At 72.5% G+C, this 23,117-nt stretch carries 25 protein-coding genes and 1 riboswitch; of the genes, 14 read left to right on the top strand and 11 right to left on the bottom strand.

The window, feature by feature from the left end:
* Positions 1–136: 136 nt before the first annotated feature.
* The gene (locus ACFV18_RS20660; RefSeq protein WP_380485206.1) at positions 137–721 is read right to left on the bottom strand and encodes a (2Fe-2S)-binding protein; all 585 of its coding nucleotides are present in this window, start codon (positions 719–721) and stop codon (positions 137–139) included.
* 477 nt (positions 722–1,198) lie between these two features.
* Between ACFV18_RS20660 and ACFV18_RS20655 the strand changes: the two genes are divergently transcribed.
* Positions 1,199–1,942, top strand: a complete 744-nt coding sequence (locus tag ACFV18_RS20655) for an SOS response-associated peptidase (RefSeq protein WP_380485204.1) — start codon at positions 1,199–1,201, stop codon at positions 1,940–1,942.
* 65 nt (positions 1,943–2,007) lie between these two features.
* Here ACFV18_RS20655 and ACFV18_RS20650 read toward each other — a convergent pair whose 3' ends face one another.
* Positions 2,008–2,235 (bottom strand): hypothetical protein, encoded by a 228-nt coding sequence (locus ACFV18_RS20650; RefSeq protein WP_380485202.1) that lies wholly within the window; start codon positions 2,233–2,235, stop codon positions 2,008–2,010.
* Positions 2,236–2,377: 142 nt separating this feature from the next.
* The gene (locus ACFV18_RS20645; RefSeq protein WP_380485200.1) at positions 2,378–3,163 is read right to left on the bottom strand and encodes a phytanoyl-CoA dioxygenase family protein; all 786 of its coding nucleotides are present in this window, start codon (positions 3,161–3,163) and stop codon (positions 2,378–2,380) included.
* 102 nt (positions 3,164–3,265) lie between these two features.
* Between ACFV18_RS20645 and ACFV18_RS20640 the strand changes: the two genes are divergently transcribed.
* From ACFV18_RS20640 to ACFV18_RS20630, 3 genes are all read left to right on the top strand, one after another.
* On the top strand, positions 3,266–4,567 hold the full coding sequence (locus ACFV18_RS20640) for an ADP-ribosylglycohydrolase family protein (RefSeq protein WP_380485199.1): 1,302 nt from the start codon (positions 3,266–3,268) through the stop codon (positions 4,565–4,567).
* Between the two features lie 34 nt (positions 4,568–4,601).
* Entirely contained in the window at positions 4,602–5,294 is a 693-nt protein-coding gene (locus ACFV18_RS20635) for an HAD family hydrolase (protein WP_380485197.1), read from the top strand.
* 101 nt (positions 5,295–5,395) lie between these two features.
* The gene (locus ACFV18_RS20630; protein WP_380485195.1) at positions 5,396–6,064 is read left to right on the top strand and encodes an endonuclease; all 669 of its coding nucleotides are present in this window, start codon (positions 5,396–5,398) and stop codon (positions 6,062–6,064) included.
* 134 nt (positions 6,065–6,198) lie between these two features.
* On the opposite strand, the gene ACFV18_RS20625 is transcribed toward ACFV18_RS20630, so the two are convergent.
* From ACFV18_RS20625 to ACFV18_RS20605, 5 genes are all read right to left on the bottom strand, one after another.
* Complete coding sequence (locus ACFV18_RS20625; protein WP_380485194.1) at positions 6,199–6,624, bottom strand: hypothetical protein; 426 nt, start codon at positions 6,622–6,624, stop codon at positions 6,199–6,201.
* Between the two features lie 350 nt (positions 6,625–6,974).
* Positions 6,975–7,142, bottom strand: a complete 168-nt coding sequence (locus tag ACFV18_RS20620; protein WP_380485193.1) for a hypothetical protein — start codon at positions 7,140–7,142, stop codon at positions 6,975–6,977.
* 27 nt (positions 7,143–7,169) lie between these two features.
* Positions 7,170–9,338 carry an MMPL family transporter gene (locus ACFV18_RS20615; RefSeq protein WP_380485191.1) on the bottom strand — a complete coding sequence of 723 codons (2,169 nt, stop codon included), beginning with the start codon at positions 9,336–9,338 and terminating at the stop codon, positions 7,170–7,172.
* Between the two features lie 139 nt (positions 9,339–9,477).
* A complete protein-coding gene (locus tag ACFV18_RS20610) occupies positions 9,478–9,867 on the bottom strand; it encodes a DUF302 domain-containing protein (RefSeq protein ID WP_380485188.1) in 390 nt (129 codons plus the stop codon).
* 159 nt (positions 9,868–10,026) lie between these two features.
* On the bottom strand, positions 10,027–10,977 hold the full coding sequence (locus ACFV18_RS20605; protein WP_380485186.1) for a cytochrome c oxidase assembly protein: 951 nt from the start codon (positions 10,975–10,977) through the stop codon (positions 10,027–10,029).
* A 154-nt stretch (positions 10,978–11,131) separates the two neighbouring features.
* Between ACFV18_RS20605 and ACFV18_RS20600 the strand changes: the two genes are divergently transcribed.
* Complete coding sequence (locus ACFV18_RS20600) at positions 11,132–12,505, top strand: FtsW/RodA/SpoVE family cell cycle protein (RefSeq protein WP_380485183.1); 1,374 nt, start codon at positions 11,132–11,134, stop codon at positions 12,503–12,505.
* A 155-nt stretch (positions 12,506–12,660) separates the two neighbouring features.
* Here ACFV18_RS20600 and ACFV18_RS20595 read toward each other — a convergent pair whose 3' ends face one another.
* From ACFV18_RS20595 to ACFV18_RS20585, 3 genes are all read right to left on the bottom strand, one after another.
* Positions 12,661–14,049, bottom strand: coding sequence for an FAD-dependent oxidoreductase (locus tag ACFV18_RS20595; RefSeq protein ID WP_380485182.1), 1,389 nt, complete (start codon positions 14,047–14,049; stop codon positions 12,661–12,663).
* Positions 14,050–14,252: 203 nt separating this feature from the next.
* Positions 14,253–14,891 carry an MSMEG_1061 family FMN-dependent PPOX-type flavoprotein gene (locus tag ACFV18_RS20590; RefSeq protein ID WP_380485180.1) on the bottom strand — a complete coding sequence of 213 codons (639 nt, stop codon included), beginning with the start codon at positions 14,889–14,891 and terminating at the stop codon, positions 14,253–14,255.
* A gap of 39 nt (positions 14,892–14,930) precedes the next feature.
* Positions 14,931–15,182 carry an SCO4226 family nickel-binding protein gene (locus tag ACFV18_RS20585; RefSeq protein WP_380485177.1) on the bottom strand — a complete coding sequence of 84 codons (252 nt, stop codon included), beginning with the start codon at positions 15,180–15,182 and terminating at the stop codon, positions 14,931–14,933.
* A gap of 149 nt (positions 15,183–15,331) precedes the next feature.
* Positions 15,332–15,459: riboswitch (FMN riboswitch) on the top strand.
* A 191-nt stretch (positions 15,460–15,650) separates the two neighbouring features.
* On the opposite strand from ACFV18_RS20585, the gene ACFV18_RS20580 reads away from it, so the two are divergent.
* From ACFV18_RS20580 to ACFV18_RS20540, 9 genes are all read left to right on the top strand, one after another.
* A complete protein-coding gene (locus tag ACFV18_RS20580) occupies positions 15,651–16,310 on the top strand; it encodes a riboflavin synthase (RefSeq protein WP_380485175.1) in 660 nt (219 codons plus the stop codon).
* On the top strand, positions 16,307–16,948 hold the full coding sequence (locus ACFV18_RS20575) for a nicotinamide riboside transporter PnuC (protein WP_380485173.1): 642 nt from the start codon (positions 16,307–16,309) through the stop codon (positions 16,946–16,948). Before ACFV18_RS20580 ends, ACFV18_RS20575 begins: the two co-directional genes overlap by 4 nt.
* Positions 16,945–18,210 carry a bifunctional 3,4-dihydroxy-2-butanone-4-phosphate synthase/GTP cyclohydrolase II gene (locus ACFV18_RS20570; protein ID WP_380485171.1) on the top strand — a complete coding sequence of 422 codons (1,266 nt, stop codon included), beginning with the start codon at positions 16,945–16,947 and terminating at the stop codon, positions 18,208–18,210. Before ACFV18_RS20575 ends, ACFV18_RS20570 begins: the two co-directional genes overlap by 4 nt.
* Positions 18,211–18,256: 46 nt before the next feature.
* A complete protein-coding gene (gene ribH / locus ACFV18_RS20565; protein ID WP_380485169.1) occupies positions 18,257–18,742 on the top strand; it encodes a 6,7-dimethyl-8-ribityllumazine synthase in 486 nt (161 codons plus the stop codon).
* A 104-nt stretch (positions 18,743–18,846) separates the two neighbouring features.
* Positions 18,847–19,119: a phosphoribosyl-ATP diphosphatase gene (locus ACFV18_RS20560; protein ID WP_380485168.1), complete on the top strand. Its 273-nt coding sequence runs from the start codon at positions 18,847–18,849 to the stop codon at positions 19,117–19,119.
* 40 nt (positions 19,120–19,159) lie between these two features.
* Positions 19,160–20,008: an ATP phosphoribosyltransferase gene (gene hisG, locus ACFV18_RS20555; protein WP_380485166.1), complete on the top strand. Its 849-nt coding sequence runs from the start codon at positions 19,160–19,162 to the stop codon at positions 20,006–20,008.
* 58 nt (positions 20,009–20,066) lie between these two features.
* Complete coding sequence (locus ACFV18_RS20550; protein ID WP_380485164.1) at positions 20,067–20,525, top strand: PH domain-containing protein; 459 nt, start codon at positions 20,067–20,069, stop codon at positions 20,523–20,525.
* A 206-nt stretch (positions 20,526–20,731) separates the two neighbouring features.
* On the top strand, positions 20,732–22,072 hold the full coding sequence (locus ACFV18_RS20545; protein WP_380485162.1) for a hemolysin family protein: 1,341 nt from the start codon (positions 20,732–20,734) through the stop codon (positions 22,070–22,072).
* Positions 22,069–23,100 carry a hemolysin family protein gene (locus tag ACFV18_RS20540; RefSeq protein ID WP_380485160.1) on the top strand — a complete coding sequence of 344 codons (1,032 nt, stop codon included), beginning with the start codon at positions 22,069–22,071 and terminating at the stop codon, positions 23,098–23,100. The genes ACFV18_RS20545 and ACFV18_RS20540 overlap by 4 nt, the downstream gene beginning before the upstream one ends.
* Positions 23,101–23,117 lie beyond the last annotated feature (17 nt).

Raw genomic sequence — 23,117 nt, 5'->3', positions numbered from 1 at the left:
CGGACCTGGACCCGCGCTGTGCACCGAACCGGGCAGCCGGACCGCCTCCGACGCAACCGCCCAGGGCCTGCGTGGCCTGAGGCCGCCGGTCGAGCCGTGGATCTCCTCCTCGACCTCCGGCCTCCCAAGTCCCTGGTCAGCGGCGGGACTTCGGCGACCGGGTGAACACGCAGTCGCCGCACAGGCCGCCCGAGGGGGTGCGGTAGTAGAGGCAGCAGGAGGCACGGCGGAAGGCGAGCGGGCGGCCCGGCGGCGTGGCGGTGCCGGTGAGGGCGAGGTCCGGGAAGGCGAGGACGGCACGGGCCAGGGCAGCGGCGTCCGCGGTGGCGAGTTGCCGGGCCGCGCCGACCAGCGCGGAGGCCGCGTTGCCCGCCAACAGGCCTGCGGCGAGCGGAGTCAGGATGCGGACGGCATCGGCGAGCGGGTGCAGATGCCGGCCCATCACCAGCCCGTGCAGTGCGGCGGGTGTTGCCTCCGCCCCGGGCGCCGCCGGCAGCCACAGGTCGAACGGACCCTGCGGCGGAAGCGCAAACCGGGCACCGTCCAGGTCGGGCAGCCGCCCGGTCGTGACGGCCACCCCCAGCGCCACCGACCACACCCGGGCCGCCAGCCCCAGGTGCGCGGTGGACGCGGCAACCCGCACCTCGTCCGTACCCAACACCCGCGCGACCTCGGCAATCCGCCCCGCCAGCGGCCCACCTGTCGCCGACAGTTCCCGCATCGGCCGAAACCCACCAGGCGGCGGCCCGGTCACGGTGGCAAAGTACGGCCCCAAAGCGGACAGCGGAACGGTCATGCCCCGGAGTCTAATTCGCCCCCACACCGCCCCCCACCACCCCCACCAACGGCCCGCCAGGGTTCGAAAGTTCGCGGACAAACCCCAGCCCACCCCCACCCCGGCCCCGCCGCCTCACCCCGGTCCCCGCCGCCCCCGCCAGCCCCGATTCACGCCCGTCCTCGCCACCTCCGTAAACGGGCCGTCGGGGGGCCGGCCAGTTCGCGGACCGATCACCTGCGTTCGGTGCGCAAGGTGCAGCGCAATGCCGCCGTCGGTGACGGAGTGCCGCTCGGCGAGGGCGAGTTGAAGGTGCTGGCCGGGCACCGCTGGGACCGGAACTTCTACGCCTGAGGCTCCTCGGCGGTCCGGGATTGCGTGGAGTGCGTGCGGTTGCCGGGATTCGGTGGCAGGGTAGGTCGCATGTGCGGTCGCTTCGTCTCCACCACCGAGCCCGGTGACTTGGTCGCCCTGCTCGATGTCGCGCGCTGGAACCCCACCGAGGCGCTCGCGCCGAGCTGGAACGTGGCGCCGACCGATCCGATTGCGGCCGTGCTGGAGCGGGTGGACCGCGACACCGGCGAAGTGGTGCGCCAACTGCGCACCCTGCGTTGGGGTTTGGTCCCGTCCTGGGCGAAGGATCGCTCCGGCGCGGCCCGGCTGATCAACGCCCGCTCGGAGACCGTCGACCAGAAGCCGTCGTTCCGCAAGGCGTTCGCCGCCCGGCGCTGCGTGATCCCCGCCGACGGCTACTACGAGTGGCGTCCCGTCCCGGCCGGGGACGGCCGTAAGGCGTACAAGCAGCCGTACTACCTGAGCACCGGCGAACTGATGCTGATGGCCGGCCTGTACGAGTTCTGGCGGGACGCGAGCCTGCCGGAGGACGACCCGGCGGCGTGGCTGGCGACGGCGACCATCCTGACCACCGACGCCACCGACAGCGCGGGGCGGGTGCACGACCGGATGCCGCTCACCATCACCCGGCAGGACGTGGACAGTTGGCTCGACCCGGCGCACAGCGACCGGGCCGACCTGCACCACCTGCTGCACCACCCGGCCGACGGCGACATCCTGGTCCGGGCGGTGCCCACGGCCGTCAACCGCGTCACCGAGAACGGCCCCCACCTGCTCACCGAGGCCCCCGACCCGCTGGGCCTGGCAGGCTGACGCGGTGCCATTCCGGCCCGGACTGACGCACTGCCATTCCGCAGGCGCGCCGTACTGACGCGCTGTCAGTCCCCGCCCCCGGAGTCATTGTTGCGGCGCCCCTGGATGCGGCGCCGACGCTCGGCCCGCCGGACCATCTCGCCGGCGCCGAGCGTCGCCCGCGCCACCACGCGGACCCAGCCCGGCCCACCACGCTCCGCCCACACCACGCACCCGCAGCCGCCCACCACGAGCAGCAGCACGACCACCAGCACCACACCGATCACCGGCTCCGCCTCCCCGAGTCCGTCCATACGGTCCACCGATCATCGCAGCCGGGCGGCACGGCGTGCGGCGGGCCGTGCCAGTGCGGACGTGTGCTGCGACCTCACGTAGGAGGGTGTCGTCCGGCGGCAGTTGTGGCACCTGAGCGCGAACGGCGGAGCGAGCAGCGCTTCAGCGGCGCAGCCCGAGGCGGACGGCGCGTTCCACCGGCGAGTACGCCCCGTCCGCACGCTCCAGCACCAGGTCGGCGGTGGACAGCAGCGCCGGCTGGGCGAGGAAGCGCGGCTCGGTGCCGTGGTGCGGCTGCGCGGCGTGGATCAGGAACGGGTGGCACAGGTACACGTCCCCCGCCCGCCCGGTGGCGAGGGCGGTCCTTCGCCCGGGGTGGTCCAGCAGTCCGGCCCGGTCGAGTTCGGCGCAGAACGCGAACATCTCCACGCCCTTGTCCCCGGCGGGTTCCAGCAGGCGCGGCAGGTCCAGGTGCGAGCCGACCTTGATCCGGGTGGGCGCGTTCGCCTCGTCCACGTCGGACAGCAGGAACAGCATCAGCAGTGACCGGCCGCGCGAGACCAGGTTGAGCCAGTGGCCCTGTTCGCCGTCCGGGGTGAAGCTCGCGTCCATGTGCCAGCCGGCGTCGCCCGGGTCGTCCGGGTGCGGGAAGCGGATCGGGAAGCCGCCCAGCCACGGCTGCGGCGTCCAACGGCCCTCGCCGACCAGCTGGTCGAACGCGCCGTGCAGCCGCTCGGAGGTTGCCGCCCGCCGGAACGGCTCCTGCGCGTACCCTTCCAGGCGCACCACCGGCTGCGTCCAGCCCGTCGGGTCGTCCGGGTCGAGGCCCATCTCCCGCCACAGGAACTCCCGGCATTCGGCGGCCAGTTCGGGCGAGAACGCGCCCTCCAGGCGGACGAAGCCGTCCGCGACGAAAGCCTCGACCTGCTGCTCGGAAAGGACACCCATGGCAGCGGATTCTCGGCCGGTCCACCCGGCGCCGCAAACGAATTACCGCCTGCCGGTGCGGGCTTGACGAACGGGCACCCCGGGCGCTTCGGTGGGAGCCATATGACCACCCCTGCCCCTGCCCCGCACACCGGCCCCGCGTTCGACGCGCTCCAGGGCCTGTCCGTCGGTGACGCCCTCGGCGCCCAGTTCTTCGTCCCCGAAACCGCCCGCGCCCACTTCGCCGCCGGCACCGTCCCGTCCGGCCCCTGGCCGTGGACCGATGACACCGAGATGGCCTGCTCCGTGTACGCCGCGCAGACCGAACGCGGTGCCATCGACAGCTACGACCTCACCCATTCCTTTGCGCACCGCCACGACTTCGACCGGGGCTACGGACCCGCCGCGAACCGCCTGCTGCGGCTGATCCGGGAGGGCGGCGACGCCCGCCGGCTGGCCGCCGAACTCTTCGACGGCCAGGGCTCGTTCGGCAACGGCGCGGCCATGCGGGTGGCCCCGCTCGGCGCCGCCCACGCCGAGGACCCGGCTGCCGTGGTCCGGATCGCCGCCGACACCGCGGTGATCACCCACACCCACCCGGACGCGGTGGACGGCACGATCGCGGTGGCCGTCGCGGCCGCCCACGCGGTGCGCGGCCGCACCGAGCCGCTCCGCCCCGAGCCCTTCCTGCGCGCCGTCGCCGCCCTCACCCCGTACGGGCCGGTCCGCGACGGCCTGCACCAGGCCGAGCGGCTGCTCGACCGCAGCGACGCCCGCGAGGTCGCGGCCGTGCTCGGCAACGGCAGCCGCACCAGCGCCCTCGACACCGTCCCGTTCGCGCTCTGGTGCGCCGCCCGGTGGCTCGACGACTATCCGACGGCCGTCCGGTCGGCGATCGGCGCCGGCGGCGACATGGACACCGTCGCCGCGATCACCGGCGGCGTGGTCGCCGCCCGCACCGGCACGGCGGGCATCCCCGCCGCCTGGCTGGACGCCCGCGAACCGCTGCCCACCTGGGCGTTCACCGTCCCCGGCAGCATCCCCGCGCCGCTGCCGCACCTCACCCGGATGCGGCTGCCCCGGCCCTGTTCCGTTCCGGACCGGATGTACTTCCCCGAGGAGCAGTGGAACCGCTACCGGGCCGGCTACCGGGCGGCGCGCTGGGTGGCCCGCGCCGAGGAAGGCGTCCTGCACCTGCACTTCGCCGTCTCCGGGGACGAGGTCGCCGCCATCCGCGTCGTCCCGTCCGGCAGCGGCCAACTGGCCGTCTCCGCCGAGGTCGAGGCGCACCCGTCCCACTACAACGGCGCACGCTGGTCCACCTCCCTGCGGGCCACGGTCATGGAACTGGAGGGCCGGCTCCAGACCAGGGGCCCCTCCCGGCAGGCCCCTGGTGAGGGCCCGTCGGGCGGCCGAACAGGCTGACGGCGCAGGTGGGGCGGCGGCGAAGGAGGGGCGGATGCGCATCGAGGCGGTGCTGTTCGACCTCGACGGGACCTTGATGGACCACGACGGCGCGGCCGAGGCCGCCGTACTGGCCGGCGCCGTCGCCGAACTCGCCGGACAGCCACTGGACCGGGACGGGTTGCTGCGGTTCTGGCGCGAGCTGGAACACCGCGAGTACGACCGGTACCTGGCAGGCGAGTTGACGGTGCAGCAGCAGCGCCGGCACCGGGCGCTCGGCCTGGCCCGGTACCTCGGGCTGGGCGAGTGGTCGGACGAACGGGCCGACGCCTGGTTCGCCGGATATCTCCGCCGGTACCGGAGGTCCTGGCGGGCGTTTCCCGAAGTGCCGCGCGCGATCCGCGAGTTGGGGGCCGGACGGCAGCTGGGCGTGATCACCAACGGCGAGGGCGACATGCAGCGCAGCAAGCTGCACGCCGTCGGCCTCGGCACCCTGGCCGCGCACACCACCGCCTCCGGCGACGCGGGCTGCGCCAAACCCGCCCCGGCGATCTTCCACCTGGCCTGCCGCGCCCTCGGCGTCGCCCCCGAGCGCGCCGCGTACGTCGGCGACCGGCTGGACGTGGACGCGCAGGCCGCCACCGAGGCCGGACTGCTCGGCATCTGGCTGGAGCGCGAACCCACCGGCGCGGACGCGACCGTCCCCCGGGTGCGCACACTCACCGAGGTCGCCGCGCTGCTGGGCTGAACCCCGCGCGGCGTGCCTGCGGGCCGCCCGGGGCCCCCGCCGCGTACCGTCGGGCCCGGACGGCTGACGGTTCGTCAGCGAAGGGACTCAGGGAGGCCGGTATGGACGCGCGGCAACGAGTGGCAGTACTGGTGGCGGAGGCGGGAACCACCTACGCCGAACAGGCAGGCATCGACATCGCCGACCGGCCCGCCGAACTGTGGCAGCTGCTGATGCTCAGCAACCTGGTCTCGGCCCGCATCCAGGCCGAGATCGCCGTCACCGGCACGGCCTCCCTGGTCGCGGCCGGGGCGGGCACCCCCGCGGGCACGCTCGAACTGGACTGGCAGCAGCGCAAGGACGCGCTGATCGCCGGCCGTTACCAGCACTTCGCCGACGGCACCGCCACCCGGCTCGGCGAATGCGCCCGGCTCGCCCAGGGCGAATACGGCGGCGACCTGCGAAAACTTGCCGCCGCCGCGCAGGGCCGCCCCGAACGCACCCGGGCCCTGCTGCAACGTTTCCCCGGCATCGGCCCGGCCGGCGCCGCCGCGTTCTGCCGCGAGGCCCAGGCGGTCTGGCCCCACCTCCGCCCCGCCCTCGACGCCCGCGCCATCACCGGCGCCGAACGCCTCGGCCTGCCCACCGACCCCACCGAACTCGCCACCCTCATCGACCCCTCCGAGCTCCACCGCCTCGCCGACGCCCTGGTCCGCGCCGCCCTCGACCCCACCCTGGCCGAACGCGTCCTGGCCGCCACCGCCGGCAGTGCGGAGGCCGCGCCCGTGTAGGCCTTCTCCTCCGGGTTTCGAGGTGGGCAGCAGCGTGACGGTTCGCCGGTAGGAGCTCCGTGTGCCGACCTCGGCCGAACTCCGGGGTTCTTGCTTTCCTCCCCATGGCCCCATGGGGAGGGGCTTGCCGGTCGTCAGGCCGGACCGTACGCCCTCTCGGCCATCGTGGCGACCGTGAGCGGGAACTCGTGCGCCGGTACGGCGGGCGAAGCGGGGTAAGCGGCCTTCAACGCCCCGGCGGGCCAGAACGCCACCCGGCAGGCCGAGCAGAACCAGGCGTGCTCCCACACCTGCATCCGCCGGGTCCAGACAGCCCGGTGAAAGGACGACAGCTTGTCCTTGGCGGACGGAGGCGGAACCCGGTCATGGAAGAAGTAGAGAACCACGAAGAGGCCAATGCCGGGTATCGGGAACCCTGCCAGGATGGCTCCCAGGCTCCGCCCGGTGGTGTAGGCGACCAGGACCGCCACCAGGGCGGCTGCCAGGTAACCGCCGGCGATCAGCGCCGCCATCCGCGTGCCGAGGGTCCAGCGGGGCTTGGCAGCGGCGGTCTCGGCCACCGGCGGTGGGGGCGGCGGGGCGACCTCGAGCGCGGGTGGATCACCCTCGTACGCCTGGCGTGCCCTGAGAGTACTGCCGGTCTCTCCACACCGCGGACATTTCTCGGACACGGCCGTTCGTTCCCCTCTGATGGTCCACCCCCGGTCGGACACCGGCACGTCGAGTGCCTGCCTCGCCGCGCCTGTGCGCACGTCGCAGCGGACTCTAGCCAACTGCCGCGACACCAGCGGGAACAGGGGGCCCGGGAGCGGTCCGCCGAGCCCGACGCGGGTTCGGGGAACGCCGAGCGCCCCCGCCCTGATGGTGGGCGGGGGCGCGGTTCGGGCGGCTCAGTGGCCGAGGGTGCGGGTCAGCGGCCGAAGATGCGGCTCAGCCAGGAGCCGGAGGCGGCCTTGTCGGCCGCGGTGCAGGAGCAGCGCTGGGACTTGGGGATTCCGGCGAGGACCTGCTCGACGTGCATGCCGCAGCCGGCGTAGGAGGGCTTGTTGCAGGTCTTGCAGGTGATGCGACGGCACATGGGGGTGGGTCCTTTCGGGGAGGGGTGTCAGGTGTGCGAGAAGGGGATGTTGGGGAGGACGCGGTCCAGCCAGCGGGGGGTGTGCCAGGCGGCGCGGCCGGTCAGGCGGAGCAGTACGGGCAGCAGCACCAGGCGGACCAGGGCGGCGTCCAGCAGGACGGCGACGCCGAGCACGATGCCCATCTCCTTGGGCGGCAGCGGGCCGGAGATGGCGAAGGTGAAGAACACGGCGACCATCACGGCGGCCGCCGCGAAGATCACCCGGCCGGAGTGGGCCAGTGCGCCGACCATCGCCTTGCGCGGGTCACCGGTGCGCTCGTACTGCTCCTTGGCGGAGGCCAGCAGGAAGACGGTGTAGTCCATCGCGATCGCGAAGATCATCGCGAAGAAGAACACTGGTGCCCAGCCGTCCAGGAAGCCCTGCGGGGCGAAGCCCAGCAGTCCGGAGCCGTGGCCGTCCTGGAAGATCAGCCGGGCGACGCCGAACGCCGCGCCGGTGGACAGCAGGCTGGCGGCCGTGCCGAGCGCCGCGATCAGCGGGGCGCGCAGCGCGAACAGCAGCAGCACGAAGCCGAGCGCCATCACGACGCCGATGACCAGCGGGGTCTTCTCGGTCAGCAGGTGCTGCAGGTCGAGGTTCTCCACCGCCGCGCCGCCGACCAGGGTGTGGTCGGGCAGTTCGGCGCGCAGCGCGTTCACGGTGTGGCCGAGCTGCGGGTCGGACGGGTCCACGGACGGGACGGCCTGGATCATCGACAGGTCGGTGCCGTCGGCGGCCGGCATCGCGGGCATGACGCCGGCGATTCCGGGCGTCCCGGCGACGGTCTGCGCGGTGGCGGCGGCCTGGTCGGTGGGGGTGAGGATCTGCAGGGTGCCGGGGGCGCCGGCGCCGAACGCCTGCTGGACGGCGGTGTAGCCGGCCCGGGCGCTGGCGTCGCCGGGCAGCACGTTGATGGACGGCATCGCGGTGCGCAGTCCGATCACCGGCGCGGCCAGCGCCAGCAGGGCGACCAGGGCGAGCGCGCCCCAGCGCAGCGGCTGCTTCCACAGGCGCTCGCCCCAGGCGGCGAACCGCGGCGAGGTCTGCTCCTCGCGCTTGGCCCAGGGCAGCGAGACGGCGTCGACGCGGTGGCCCAGCTTGCCGAGCACGGCGGGCAGCAGGGTCAGGGTGGCGCCGAGCACGAACAGCACGGCCAGCATGATGCCGCCGGCCATCGAGCGGAACGCGGGGGACGGGACCAGCATCACGGCGGACAGGCTGACCAGCACGGTGGCGCCGGAGAGCAGCACGGCCTTGCCCGCGGTGTCCATGGTTTCCGCGACCGCCCGTGAACTGTCGCTTCCCCGTTCGGCGTTGGCGCGTGCGGCGCGGAACCGGACGACCAGGAACAGCGCGTAGTCGATGCCCAGCGCGAGGGCGAACATCATGGCGAAGTTCATCGCCCAGATGGAGACCGGGAACAGGTGGCTGATCAGCACCAGCGAGCCGGCCGAGGCGGCCAGTCCGGCCATGGTCAGCAGCAGCGGCAGTCCGGCGGCGACCAGCGAGCCGAACGCCAGCACCAGGATGGCCAGGGTGACCGGCCAGGACATGATCTCGGACTTCATCATCGCGTCGTGGTTGGCGGTGTTGAAGTCGCTCCACAGCACGGACGCGCCGGTCGCGGTGACGTCCACGCCGCCGCCGGACAGTTCGCGCAGCGGCTCCTTCAGGTCGTCGGCGGCGCGCACCATGTCGTCCGGCGAGGCGTTGGCGCCGGCCAGCAGTACGGCGGTGCGGCCGTCCTGGCTGATCGTCGCGCCGGGCTGCGGCGGGACGACGGTGGAGATCCGGCTGTCGGCGGTGGCCAGCGCGCCGGCCCGGTCGACCACCTGCTGCACGCCGGGGTCGGTCACCGGGCGGTCGGCGTGCACCACGATCTGGATCGCGGAGGAGGCGTTGCCCGCGAAGTGCTCCTCGGCGAGGGAGCGGACCTTCACCGAGTCGGAGCCGTTGGCCTGCCAGCCCGCGCCGGAGAGCGCGGTGGTGACCTTCGGGGCGAAGGCGCCGAGGCCGATCACGACGATCAGCCAGCCGACCAGAACGGTCTTGAAGTGGTGGACGGACCAGACGCCGAGGCGGCCGAGCAGCCCGTCCCGGGGCGGGGCGACGGCCGGGGGCGCGGTGGCGGCCGGCGCGGGGGCGGAGCGGTTCACAGGTGTTTCTCCAAGCGGGCGGGGGTCCGCCGGTCCAAGGGTAATACCTAGGGGGGTATATGTGCAGGCAGGCGGGGGTCGGGGTGCGAATGCGGAGGGGGCGGGGGGCGTGGGAGCGCCCCCTGCCGGGGTGTGCGGGTCAGGCGTTCAGGGCGGCCATCGCGGCGCGCAGCTTGGCGGCGGCCTCGTCGGCCACCGCGCCGAGCTCGGGACGGCCGGTGAACTGCACCATCAGCTTCGGGTCCATGGCCTCGGCCAGGACGCTGCCGCCAAGGTCGCGCACCACCACGTTGCACGGCAGCATCAGGCCGACCCGGCGGTCGATCTCCAGGGCGCGGTGCGCGAGCTCCGGGTTGCAGGCGCCGAGGATCAGGTAGTCCTCCATGCCGACGCCGATCTTGGCCTGCAGGGTGGCCGGCATGTCGATCTCGGTGAGGATGCCGAAGCCCTGCGCGGCGAGGGCCGCGCGGACCCGGTCGACCGCGTCCGTGAACGGGTGGTTCAGGAGGGCGGTGAAGTCGTCGGTCATGTTGCCGAGCCTCTCTGGTCGATGCTGTGGTTTGTCCGCGTTCTGGTGCTTCGATACCCCCATGGGTATTCAGCGTACGCCCAGTGCAACCGGACCGGCGGGAGGCGCATTCCCGGGCGCGCCGGGTGACGTGCGTCTCACCCGGTTGCCCGACGGCGGTCAGCCGCCGTAGCGGTGACGCAGGTTGGGGTCGTCCAGCCACCACGGCCGGTCGTCCGCCGGGGCCTCGCCCGTCTCCACGGCCACGGCCCGGTCGCGCTCGGCGGCATCCAGCGCGGCGTCCACGGCGGCGGTCTCGGCCCGGCCGGTGACGATCAGGCGGCGGATCAGCGCGACCAGGAACGGCAGGCCGACCAGGTCGCCGAGGATCCAGATCGCGTTGCCGCCGACGAACTGGTCCCGGGCGAGCGAGGGGCCCCAGGCACGGGCCAGGCCCGCGTAGTACGGCTCGGCGACCACATGGCCGCCGTAGAGCAGCACCAGGGCCAGCGCCGCGTCGAACACCACCTCGACGAAACTGATCACCACACCGATCATCAGCGGATACTCGCGCGCCACCGGGTCCAGTTGCAGGCGCGGCCAGAAATACAGCAGGCCGAGCAGCACCAGCAGCAGATGGAAGCCGATGTTCCCGGCCGTGCTGGTCAGCGTCTCGGTGTACCAGGGCGTGAAGTACAGCAGCCACGGCGGCGCCACCAGCAGCACGGTGGACACCAGCGGGAACATCAGCACCCGGGACGCCCGCCCGCCGAGCGCGGCCCGCAGCCGCTCCCGGCCGGCCGGCGGCAGGGTGTCGGCCAGCAGCGAGACGGGGGCGCCGAGCGCCAGCAGCAGCGGGACCAGCATCAGCAACAGCACCATCTGCACGGCGCGGTCGGTGAACAGCACCCGCTCGTAGACGCCGAGGCCGGAACTGGTGGTCCACACCCACACCATCAGCCCGCCGAGGAACGCCGCCGTGCGGTACCAGGGCCAGCCGCCGCGCCGTCGGACGCCCACCAGATAGCCGCCGGCCAGCAGCACGGTGAGGGCGGCGACCGCCGGTTCCAGGGTCCAGGTGTCGGCCAGCGCCGACCAGTGCCAGGGCGCGACGGCCGCGGGGTGGGGCATGGCGGGGGCTCTCCTACGGTCGCTTTCCGGCCGCTTCGCCCGACGGGTGGAACCGCACACCGGCACCCGGCGTCGTCGCAGCGCCGGGTCCGTGTGCAAGGATCCGACACCGAAGTTCTACACGCCTGTAGAAAACCTTCGAGAGGGGGCCCGGGTGACAAAGGCTCCGCGCAGCGCCGGCCGCCGACGCGCCACCCACCGCCGCAACGTCGAACTGGGCCTGCTGGCCCTCGCGGTGACGGTGTGCCTGGCCGGCTGGGCGAGCGCGAACCTGGCCCTGACCGGCACCCTCCCGCCCGGACTGCTGCCCTACGGCGCCGGCCTGACCGTCCTCACCGCCGTCCTGCACCTGGTGGTCCGCCGCTCCGCCCCCTACGCCGACCCGCTGATCCTGCCCCTGGCCGTGCTGCTCACCGGCCTCGGACTGGTCCTGCTCGACCGCCTCGACTTCTCGTACAAGATCTGGCACGCCGCCAAGGGCGACTGGCAGAAACTCCCCGCCGCGCCCAGCCAGGTGCAGTGGACGGTGGTCGCCACCGTGGTCGCCGCCGTGCTGCTGGTGGTGGTCAAGCACCACCGGCTGCTCCAGAAGTACGTCTACCTGATCATGGCCGGTGCGCTGGTCCTGCTGGCCGCACCCGCGTTCTTCCCCGGCGACAGCTTCGGCGCCAAGCGCTGGATCCGGCTCGGCGGGCTCTCCTTCGAACCCGACGAGTTCGTCAAGGTCGCCATCGCCGTCTTCTTCGCGGGCTACCTGACCGCCAACCGGGACGCGCTCGCCCTCACCGGCCGCAAGGTCTGGGGCGTCAACCTGCCGCGCGGCCGCAACCTCGGGCCGGTCCTGGCGATCTGGGTGATCAGCCTGCTGGTGCTGATCTTCGAACGCGACCTCGGCACCTCGCTGATCTTCTTCGGCGTCTTCGTGGTGATGCTCTACACCGCCACCGAACGCACCGGCTGGGTCCTGATCGGCCTGCTCATGGCTGCCGCGGGCGCCGCCGTGGTCGGCGACCTCGAACCGCACGTGCACGGCCGCGTCGAGGCCTGGCTGCACCCCCTCGACTACTACCTGCCGGTGCACAACCCCGACCTGGTCTCCGACCAACCCGCGCAGGCCCTGTTCAGCCTCGGCAGCGGCCACCTGCTGGGCACCGGCCTCGGCCAGGGCAAACCCTTCCTGATCGGCTTCGCCGGGCGCAGCGACTTCATCTTCACCACCATCGGCGAAGAACTCGGCCTGGCCGGTGGCATGGCCGTCCTGCTGCTCTACGGCCTGTTCGTGCAACGCGGCCTGCGCACGGCCGTCGCCGTCACCGACCCCTTCGGCAAACTCCTCGCCACCGGCCTCTCCGCGGCCGTCGCCCTCCAGGTCTTCGTGGTCGTCGGCGGCGTCACCGGCCTCATCCCCCTCACCGGCAAGGCCCTCCCCTTCCTCGCCGCCGGCGGCTCCTCCCTCACCGCGAACTGGCTCCTCACGGCCGTCCTGCTCAAACTCTCCGACGCGGCCGGCCGGGCCGAGCTGGAGTAGGGAGAGCGAAACCAGGGAGAGCACCACCAGGGGCGCGGGGAACTGCGCGAAGCGGAAGGACCAGACCGCGAGATCGCGACACAGGACAATGACTTGCACGTGGTCGCGACCTTGCGGACCGGTCTGCGCTAGTCGCGCAGTTCCCCGCCCTCCCGCTATCGCGGGTTGCGTTCCGCCGCCAGGTCGCTCGCCGAGGCGTCCAGCATTGCGACCCGGTCCACCACCTTCACCCGCTCGCGGCCCTCGGCCTCGCCGAGGGCCTTCTCGTGTGCGTCCAGCCGCTGCCACCCCTCCCAGGTGGTGAAGTCGACGCCGCGCGAGCGCAGGAAGTCCACCACGGCGTCCTCGCCGGGCTCGGCGGCCGGCCGCAGCGCGCCGGAGGCGTGGTCGGCGACCAGGCAGGCGATGGTCTCGTTCGCGTCGCCCTTGGTGTGGCCGATCAGGCCGACGGGGCCGCGCTTGACCCAGCCGGTGACGTACACGGACGGCAGGTGGGTGCCGTTCTCGTGGACGCGGCCCGCCTCGTGCGGAACCGTCGCGGAGAGGGCGTCGAACGGCAGCTTCGGCAGCTCGTCGGAGCGGTAGCCGACCGCGCGGTAGACCGCCTGGACGGGCCATTCGCGGAAGGTGCCGGTGCCGACCGTGTTACCGGTGCCGTCGAGCGCGGTGCGCTCGGTGCGCAGCGCGACGACCCGGCCGTCCTCGCCGAGGACCTCGACCGGGTTCTCGAAGAAGTGCAGGTGGATGCGGTGCGGCCGGTCGCCGGTGTCGCGGATCGCCCAGTTCTCCAGCGTCGAGGCGACCATGTCGGCCTGCTTGTTGGCGCGCCGGGTGGCGATCGAGGCGTCGTCGTAGTCGATGTCCTCGGGGTCGACGATCACCTCGATGGTGGGGGAGTGGTCGAGCTCGCGGAGTTCCATCGGGGAGAACTTGGCCTGCGCGGGGCCGCGCCGTCCGAACACGTGGACCTCGCGGGCGCGGTTCGCGGCGAGGCCGGCGTGGACGTTCGGCGGGATCTCGGTGGGCAGCAGTTCGTCGGCGGTCTTGGCGAGCACCCGGGCGACGTCGAGGGCGACGTTGCCGACGCCGAGGACGGCGACCTGTTCGGCCTCCAGCGGCCATTCGCGCGGGACTTCGGGGTGGCCGTCGTACCAGGAGACGAAGTCCGCGGCGCCGTAGGAGCCGTCGAGTTCGATGCCCGGTATCGCCAGGTCGCGGTCGGCCTCGGCGCCGGTGGCGAAGACCAGGGCGTCGTAGAAGCGGTGGAGCTCGTCCAGGGAGAGGTCGCCGGGGTAGTCGACGTTGCCGAGCAGGCGGACCTGCGGCTTGTCGAGGACCTGGTGGAGGGCGGTGACGATGCCCTTGATCCGGGGGTGGTCGGGGGCGACGCCGTAGCGGATCAGGCCGAAGGGGGCGGGCAGCCGCTCGATCAGGTCGATGGAGACCCCGGGGGCGGTGGCCAGTTCGGACTTCAGCAGGGCGTCGGCGGCGTAGATCCCGGCGGGGCCGGCACCGACGACGGCCACCCGGACGGGGCGGGACATGGGCAGGTACTCCTGTTTCAGTTTTGGGTGTTTCAGTTTTGGGCGCGTACCGCCAGCCTTCCGGCGGTCGGCGGCGCCCGGTACGGTGCTCCGGCTTATGTCTCCATAAGTCGAAGCTATGACCCCCCAAAGTTCCGCCTATGAGGCGCCTGTCTGCCTTCCAGCATGCACGAGCGCCGCACCATCCCCTCGGCGGGCCCGGCTCACTCGTACCGCAGGCGCAGCGACTCCTCCTCGGCGGCCCGGATCTGCTCCAGCGTCAGCTCCGGGTCGTTCAGGTGGGAGAGGGTGATCTCGGCGGACGCGGGGGCCGCGTCGTCGGGCAGCCACTGCTCGGGGCGCCAGGCCGAACTGCGCATGAGCGCCTTCGGGCAGTGCCCGTACACCTCGTCCGTGGCGACCACGATCGCGGTGCGCGGCGGCTTGCCGACGGCGGTCAGCCGCGCCAGCAGCTGCGGGTCCTCGCTGACGCAGGCCCGGCCGTTGACGCGCAGGGTGGCCGCCCGGCCGGGGACGAGGAAGATCAGCCCGGCCATTTTGGTGGCGACGATGTTGTGCAGGCTGTCGAGGCGACGGTTGCCGGTGGCGTCCGGGATGGCGATGGTCCGCTCGTCCAGCACGGAGACGAAACCGGGCGGGCCGCCGCGCGGGGTGGCGTCGCAGTTGCCGTCCGCGTCGGCGGTGGCGAGGAACACCAGCGAGGAGCAGCCGATGAACCGGCGCGCCGCGTCGTGCAGGTGGTCGACCTGCTTGCGCCGCACCAGCTCGCTCGGCTGCTCGTACAGGCCGCGCAGGCGGGCCGGATCGCGGATCGCGTCCGCGGCGAGGGCGTCGAAGATCACTGATCCGACACTACCCCCGCCCACCGGCCCGCGGGAGGGTCAGACCTGAAGCGGAACCGGGTGCACCTCGTCCGCCGGGTGCCCGGTGCGCTCGTGGACGCGCTGGACGGCCTCCTTGGACGGCGCGGACGACAGGCAGTAGACGGTGCCGGAATCCGGGTCGGCCCAGGCCTGCTGGAACTTCACGCCCTCCTGGGCCTGCGCCGCGAGGTCCGCCTCGTGCGCGGCCTTCAACTGGTCGGCGGTGATGCCTTTCATGCCGTGGTGGACGTCCATGTACATCGTCGTCATCGTGACTCAACTCCTCGGCCGGGAGCCCCCGGTACGAAAGGTGGCTCATTTCCACCCTGCGACCGCGACGTGAAGCAGACCACAGGAGACGTTCTTGCCTTCCTGGTCCATGCGCGTGCAAGAATGCTGGTGAAGTAGCAGTGACGTTCAGCGCACTCCGGGGTCGGTGAAATTCCGAGCCGGCGGTTACAGTCCGCGACCCGTCCGCAGCCAGCGGCCGGTTGACCAGGTGAAATTCCTGGACCGACGGTTAAAGTCCGGATGGGAGGCGTGCGCGGCGGACAAGTGCGTCCGTCACCTGGGCCCACCCGAGGGCCGGGGTGCGGAAGCACGGCTTTTTCGGCAGCGAACCCGTGCCACGACCGTTTCCGGCCGAGGCTCCACGGGGGCGTTCCCGGCGTGCCACGTCCGCAGTCAACTCCCGATCGCCGCCCCGGAGTCCGCGCCCCAAGCGCGAGGAGAACCCGGGTGTTCACCGGCATCATCGAAGAGCTCGGCGAGGTCGTCTCCATCGAGGAGATCGGCGAATCCTCGCGAATCCGCCTGCGCGGCCCGCTGGTCACCGCGGACGCCCGCCACGGCGACTCCGTCGCGGTCAACGGCGTCTGCCTGACCGTCGTCGACGACAACGAACAACTCGCCAAGCGCGAGGGCGAGTTCAGCGCCGACGTGATGCGCGAGACGCTCAAGCGCTCCAGCCTCGGCGCGCTGCGCCCCGGCTCCCGGGTCAACCTGGAACGGGCGATGGCGCTCGGCGACCGGCTCGGCGGCCACCTCGTGCAGGGCCACGTCGACGCCACCGGCACCCTGCTCTCCCGCGAGCCGGGCGACCTGGACGCGGACGGGAATCCGCGCTGGGAGGTGGTGCGTTTCTCCCTGCCGCAGCCGATCTCGCGCTACCTGGTGGAGAAGGGGTCGATCACCGTGGACGGAGTGAGCCTCACCGTGGTCGAGGCCGCCCGCGACACCTTCACCGTCTCGCTGATCCCCGCCACGCTCGCCCTGACCACGCTCGGGGTGAAGGCGGTGGGCGACCCCGTCAACCTGGAGGTGGACGTGCTCGCCAAGTACGTGGAACGACTGCTCGAACACCGTGCCCTGCCCGACACCCTGGGGGAAACCAAGTGAGCTCGCTCGCAGATCTGACGTTCACCGCCTTCGGCGAGCAGGTGAAGGTGGCGGACATGGTCGGCAACCTGATAGGGCTCGCCGGGCTGGCCTTCGGCTGGCGCCGCTCGGTGCTGACCTGGCCCGCCCAGCTGCTGGCCGGCACCGTGCTGATCAGCGTGTTCCTCGGCGGACACGTGCCCGGACTGATCGGCAAGCAGGTGATCGTCGTGGTCACCGCGATCTGGGGCTGGACCCAGTGGCACCGCGGCCGCCGCGACACCGGCGAGATCCAGGTCCGGTTCGCCGACTGGCGGCAGCGATCCGTACTGATCCTGGCCACCGCGGCCGGCACCGCCGCCGTCGCCGCGCTGTTCTACGCCAACCCGCAGCTGTCCTGGAACCCGCTGCTGGACGCGTACATCTTCACCGGCACGCTGGCCGCGATGTACGCCCAGGCCCGCGGCTGGGTGGAGTTCTGGTTCGCCTGGATCGCCGTTGACGTGATCAGCGTGCCGTACAGCTACGCCCACGGCTACGTGTTCTCCGCGCTCACCTTCACCATCTACTTCGTCCTGGTGGTGGCCGGCCTGGTCAGCTGGTGGACGAAGGCCCGCACCGTACGAACCGCCCCGCGCGCGAAGGAAGTTGCCGTATGAGCGCCGACCAGCCCGAAGCACCGATCGCCCTCGACCCGGTGGAACGCGCCATCGCCGACATCGCGCTCGGCCGCGCCGTGATCGTGGTGGACGACGAGGACCGCGAGAACGAGGGCGACATCATGTTCGCCGCGTCCGCCGCCACCCCCGAACTGATGGCCTTCACCGTCCGCTACAGCTCCGGCGTGATCTGCGTCCCGATGACCGGCGAGGAGCTCGACCGGCTCAAGCTGCCGCCGATGACCCGGGTCAACGAGGACCGCAAGGGCACCGCCTACGCCGTCTCTGTGGACGCCCGCGAGGGCGTGGACACCGGCATCTCCGCCGCCGACCGGGCCCGCACCGTCCGGCTGCTGGCCTCGCCCGGCACCGAACCCGGCGACCTCTCCCGGCCCGGCCACGTCTTCCCGCTGCGCGCCGTGGACGGCGGTGTGCTGGTACGCCCCGGACACACCGAGGCCACCGTCGACCTGGTCCGGCTGGCCGGCCTCGCCCCCGCCGGGGCGATCGCCGAGGTGGTCAACGACGACGGCACCATGGCCCGGCTGCCCGAACTGCACGCCTTCGCCCGCGAGCACGGCCTGGCGATCATCTCCATCGCGGACCTGATCGCCTACCGGCGCCGCACCGAACTGCACGTCGATCGCGCCGCCGTCACCGGACTGCCCACCGACCACGGCGAGTTCACCGCCGTCGGCTACCGCGGCACCATCGACGGCGCCGAGCACCTGGCCCTGGTGGCCGGCGGCCTGGACGCCGACGGGAAGCTCCCCGATGGCGAGGACGTGCTGGTGCGGGTGCACTCCGAGTGCCTGACCGGCGACGTGTTCAGCTCGCTGCGCTGCGACTGCGGCCCGCAGCTGCACGCCTCGCTGCGGGCCGTCGCCGACGCCGGCCGCGGCGTGGTGCTGTACCTGCGCGGCCATGAGGGCCGGGGCATCGGCCTGGCCCACAAGCTGCGCGCCTACGAGCTCCAGGAGCAGGGCCGCGACACCGTCGACGCCAACCTCGACCAGGGGCTGCCCGTCGATGCCCGCGACTACTCGATCGCCGGGCAGATGCTCGCCGACCTCGGCGTGCGCTCGCTCACCCTGCTCTCCAACAATCCGGCCAAACAGGCCGCCCTCGCCGAGCACGGCCTGAAGGTCGCCGCGCGCCGTCCCCTGCCCACCGCCACCGGCGCGCACAACCTGCGCTACCTGCGCACCAAGCGCGACCGGATGGGTCACGACCTGCCGTGGCTCGAGGACGACAGCAAGTAGTCGTAGTAACAAGTGTTCTGAAGCACCGTCGAAAGAGGAACCTGACATGGCCGGCCACGGAGCACCCGATCTGTCCTTGAAGCACTACGCCGACCTGCGGGTCGCGATCATCGCCGCGCAGTGGCACGAGCAGGTGATGGACGGACTGCTGGACGGCGCGCACCGCGCGCTGAAGGAGCTCGGGATCGAGGGAGCGACCGTGGTCCGCGTCCCTGGCACCTTCGAACTTCCGGTCGCCGCCAAGCAGCTGGCCGGCCGCGGGTACGACGCGGTGGTGGCGCTGGGTGTGGTGGTGCGCGGCGGCACCCCGCACTTCGACTACGTCTGCCAGGGCGCGACGCTCGGCCTGACCCAGGTCGCGGTGGACACCGGCGTCCCGGTCGGTTTCGGCGTGCTGACCTGCGACACCGAGCAGCAGGCGCTGGACCGCGCCGGCCTGCCCGACTCCACCGAGGACAAGGGCCACGAGGCGGTCGTCGCCGCCGTCCTCACCGCCGCCACGCTGCGCGAGGTCGTCGAGCCCTGGCGTTGAACCGACGATCGCACCGTGAATGGCCGGTTTGGATGTCCACCGGACTGTCCACGGTGCGAAACGTTTACCGCCCGTCAGCCCGCACCCCGTAAGGTGAGGTCATCATGGCTTCCAAGACATTCGAGGCGCTCTTCACCGAGCTCCAGCAGAAGGCCGCCACCGGCGACCCCGAGACCTCCCGCACCGCCCAGCTCGTGCAGCAGGGCGTTCATGCCATCGGCAAGAAGGTCGTCGAGGAGGCCGCCGAGGTCTGGATGGCCGCGGAGTACCAGTCGCCCGAGGAGGCGGCGGAGGAGATCTCCCAGCTCCTCTACCACGTCCAGGTGATGATGCTCGCCCGCGGGCTGACGCTCGAAGACGTCTACAAGTACCTGTAAGTCCCCCCACCGCACGCAGTCGACGAAGGGTTCGCCTCTCATGCTCCGCATCGCCGTCCCCAACAAGGGTTCGCTCTCGGGTCCCGCGGCGGAGATGCTCCATGAGGCCGGCTACCGGCAGCGCAAGGACGCCAAGGAACTCGTCCTGGTCGACCCGGACAACCAGGTCGAGTTCTTCTTCCTGCGCCCGCGTGACATCGCCGTCTACGTCGGCTCCGGCCGGCTCGACATCGGCATCACCGGCCGCGACCTGCTGCTGGACTCCGCCTCCGTCGCCGAGGAGGTGCTCGCGCTCGGCTTCGCCGGCTCGACCTTCCGCTTCGCCAAGCCGGTCGGCGCGGAGATCTCCACCGTCCAGGACCTCGACGGCCTGCGGATCGCCACCTCCTACACCGGGCTGGTCGAGCAGCACCTCGCCGAGCACGGCGTGAAGGCCACCGTCACCAAGCTGGACGGCGCGGTGGAGACCGCCGTGCACCTGGGCGTCGCCGAGGTCATCGCCGACGTGGTGGAGACCGGCACCAGCCTGCGCAACGCCGGCCTGGAGGTGTTCGGCGACCCGATCCTGATCTCCGACGCCGTGGTGATCCGGCCCAAGGGCGCCGGCGAGGACCCTGCCGTGGACCAGTTCCTGCGCCGCCTGCAGGGCGTGCTGGTGGCCCGCCGCTACGTGCTGATGGACTACGACATCAAGGCCGAGAACGTCGGCGCGGCCGTCGCGCTCACCCCCGGCCTGGAGTCGCCGACCGTCTCGCCGCTGCACACCGCGGGCTGGGTCGCGGTCCGCTCCATGGTGCTCCGCAAGGAGGCCCAGCGGATCATGGACGACCTGTGGGCGATCGGCGCCCGCGCCATCCTGGTCACCAACATCCACGCCTGCCGCATCTGATCCGCCGTCGGGCGGGGTCCACCTCTGCGGTGGCCCCGCCCTTTTCCGGGAGCCACCCGTGTCTGTGCCCACGTCCCTCGCCTCTGCCACCCTGCCCGTCACCTGGGCCCCCCGCCGCAACCGCGCCGTGCTGCTCACGCTGTGTGCCGTGATGGTGGTGCTGTTCACCGTGCTCGCCGTCGCCCTGCCGGAGAACTGGCAGCTCAGGGACCGGGCGATGATGGTGGTCAGCGGACTGCTGTTCGCCGGGGTCGGACTGATGCTGGCCCGGCCCAAGGTGGTCGCCGACGCCGACGGGCTGACCGTGGTCAACTTCGTCCGCAGCCGCCGCCTGTCCTGGGCCGAGGTGGTCCGGGTCAACCTCAAGCACGGCGACCCGTGGGTGATGCTCGACCTCGCCGACGGCACCGCGCTGGCCGCCGTCGGCATCCAGCCCGCCGGCGGCCGCGACCAGGCCGTCACGGCCGCCCGCACGCTGCGCGACCTGGTCGAGGAACGCGGCGCGAGCCGGCCCTGACGCGCCCCTCGGCAGCCCCGGCCGAGCGGGCCCCGAGAACCGTTCGGGTATCGTCTACGCTGGTAAAACCGCGGCAAAGCCTCCATGTGTCCGGCTTTCCGCCCCCACCCGCGACCTGAGGAGTGACACCTCCCCTCGATGGACGATCCGTCCGGTAGTACCCGCGCCGCCACGCACATTTCGAGCCAGGGAAGGCGGGCGGCCCGATGACCACCGCCTGGCTCCTGCTGCTCGCGGCATTCCTGCTCATCCTCGCCAACGGCCTGTTCGTGGCCGCCGAGTTCGCGTTCGTGACCGCCGACCGCGGCACCGTGGAACGCGCCGCGGCCACCGGCGACGGCCGGGCGAAGAGCCTCTCCAAGGCCCTGCACCAGCTGTCCTTCCAGCTCTCCGGCGCCCAGCTCGGCATCACCATCACCTCGCTGGTGGTTGGCATGCTCGCCGAGCCGGCGCTGTCCACCCTGCTCTCCCCGGTGTTCACCGCCGTCGGCCTGCCCGACGCGGCGGCCCGCGGCACCGCGCTGATCGTCGGCCTGGTGCTGGCCACCGTGCTGCAGATGGTGATCGGCGAACTCGTCCCGAAGAACTGGGCGATCTCCCACCCGATGCAGGTCGCCTACGCCGTGGTCGGCCCGCAGCGCGTGTTCTCCGCCGCCTGCCGCCCGCTGATCGCGTTCCTGAACGGCTCCGCCGACCGGATCGTCCGGGCCCTCGGCGTCGAGCCGCAGGAGGAACTCGGCCACGCCCGCACCGCCGACGAACTCGTCGCGCTCGCCCGGCACTCCTACCAGGCCGGCGCGATGGACGAGGAGTCGACCGTCCTGTTCGTGCGCACCCTGGGCCTGCGCGAGCTGACCGCCGAATCCGTGATGACCCCGCGGATCGACGTCGCCGCGCTCCAGGAGGACGCCACCGCCGGCGACGTGCTCAACCTCACCCGGGCCACCGGGCTGAGCCGCTTCCCGGTGTACAGCGACAGCCTCGACAACGTCACCGGCACCGTCACGCTCAAGGACGCGCTCGCCGTCCCCGCCGACCGCCGCGACCACACCAAGGTCCGGCACCTGGCCACCCTGCCGCTGCTGGTCCCCGAGACGCTGCCCGTCGAGCGGCTGCTCGACCTGCTGCGCGGCAGCGAACCGATGGCCGTGGTGATCGACGAGTACGGCGGCACCGCCGGCGTCGCCACCATCGAGGACATCGTCGAAGAGGTGGTCGGCGAGGTCCAGGACGAGCACGACCCCGACGACGCCCCCGAGCTGCGCCCGCTCGCCCCGCGCGACGGACTGCCGGTCTGGGACGCCGACGGCCGGGCCCGGCTCGACCAGCTCGCCAAGATCGGCCTGCACGCCCCCGACGGCCCCTACGAGACCCTCGGCGGACTGCTCGCCGACCTGCTCGGCAAGCTCCCCGCGGTCGGCGAGAGCGCCGAACTGCCGGACTGGAAGCTGACCGTGACCGCCGTGGACCGGCACCGCACCAGCCGGGTCGAGGTGCGCCGCACCCGCCCCGCCGATGACCAGGACGACCAGGACGGCCACCGATGAGCGCCCTGCAACTCGCCTTCTCGCTGCTCCTGCTGCTCGGCAACGCGTTCTTCGTCGGCGCCGAGTTCGCCGTCATCTCGGTGCGCCGCAGCCAGATCGAACCGCTCGCCGAGGCCGGCGACAAGCGCGCCCGCACCGTGCTGCACGCGCTGTCCAACGTCTCCGCGATGCTGGCCGCCGCCCAACTCGGCATCACCGTCTGCTCGCTGCTGCTCGGCGCGCTCGCCGAGCCGACCATCGCGCACCTGCTGGAGCCCGCGTTCCACGCGCTCGGCGTGCCCGACACGGCGATCCACCTGCTCAGTTACGCCATCGCGCTCAGCCTGGTGGTGTTCCTGCACATGGTGATCGGCGAGATGGTGCCGAAGAACCTGGCACTGGCCGGGCCGGAGAAGGCCGTGCTGTGGCTCGGCCCGCCGCTGGACCGGCTGGCCCGCTGGCTGGCCCCGGCGATCGCCTTCCTGAACGCCTTCGCCAACAGCGTGCTGCGGCTGTTCCGGGTCGAACCCAAGGACGAGGTCAACTCGGTGTTCACCAGCGAACAGCTGCTGCACCTGCTGGCCGACTCCGGCGAGGCCGGTCTGCTCGACGACACCCGCCGCGAACGCCTGGAGGACGCCCTGGAGATGGGCAGCCGCCCCGTCACCGAGGTGCTGCTGCCCGCCGACCAGCTGGTCACCGTCGGCGCGGGCGTCACCGGCGAACAGATCCAGCAGCTGGCCGTCCGCACCGGCTTCTCGCGCTTCCCGGTCACCGACGAACAGGGCGCCGTGCTCGGCTACCTGCACGTCAAGGACTCGCTGGAGGTGGACGACCTCACCGCGCCCGTCCCCGACCGGCTGTGGCGCCCGATCACCGTGGTCCGCTCCGGCCTGCCACTGGACGACGCGCTCGCCGCGATGCGCCGCGCCGCCGCCCACCTGGCCGCCGTGGTGGACGCGGACGGCCGCCAGCTCGGCCTGGTCGCCCTGGAGGACGTCCTGGAGGAACTGGTCGGCGAGGTCCACGACCCGGACCACCGCCGCTGACGTCCTGCTCCCTCCCG

Source organism: Kitasatospora sp. NPDC059673, assembly GCF_042734215.1.
Taxonomy (GTDB): domain Bacteria; phylum Actinomycetota; class Actinomycetes; order Streptomycetales; family Streptomycetaceae; genus Kitasatospora.
Note: the sequence above shows the minus strand (reverse complement) of the source record. Positions and strands in the feature narration are given on the sequence as shown.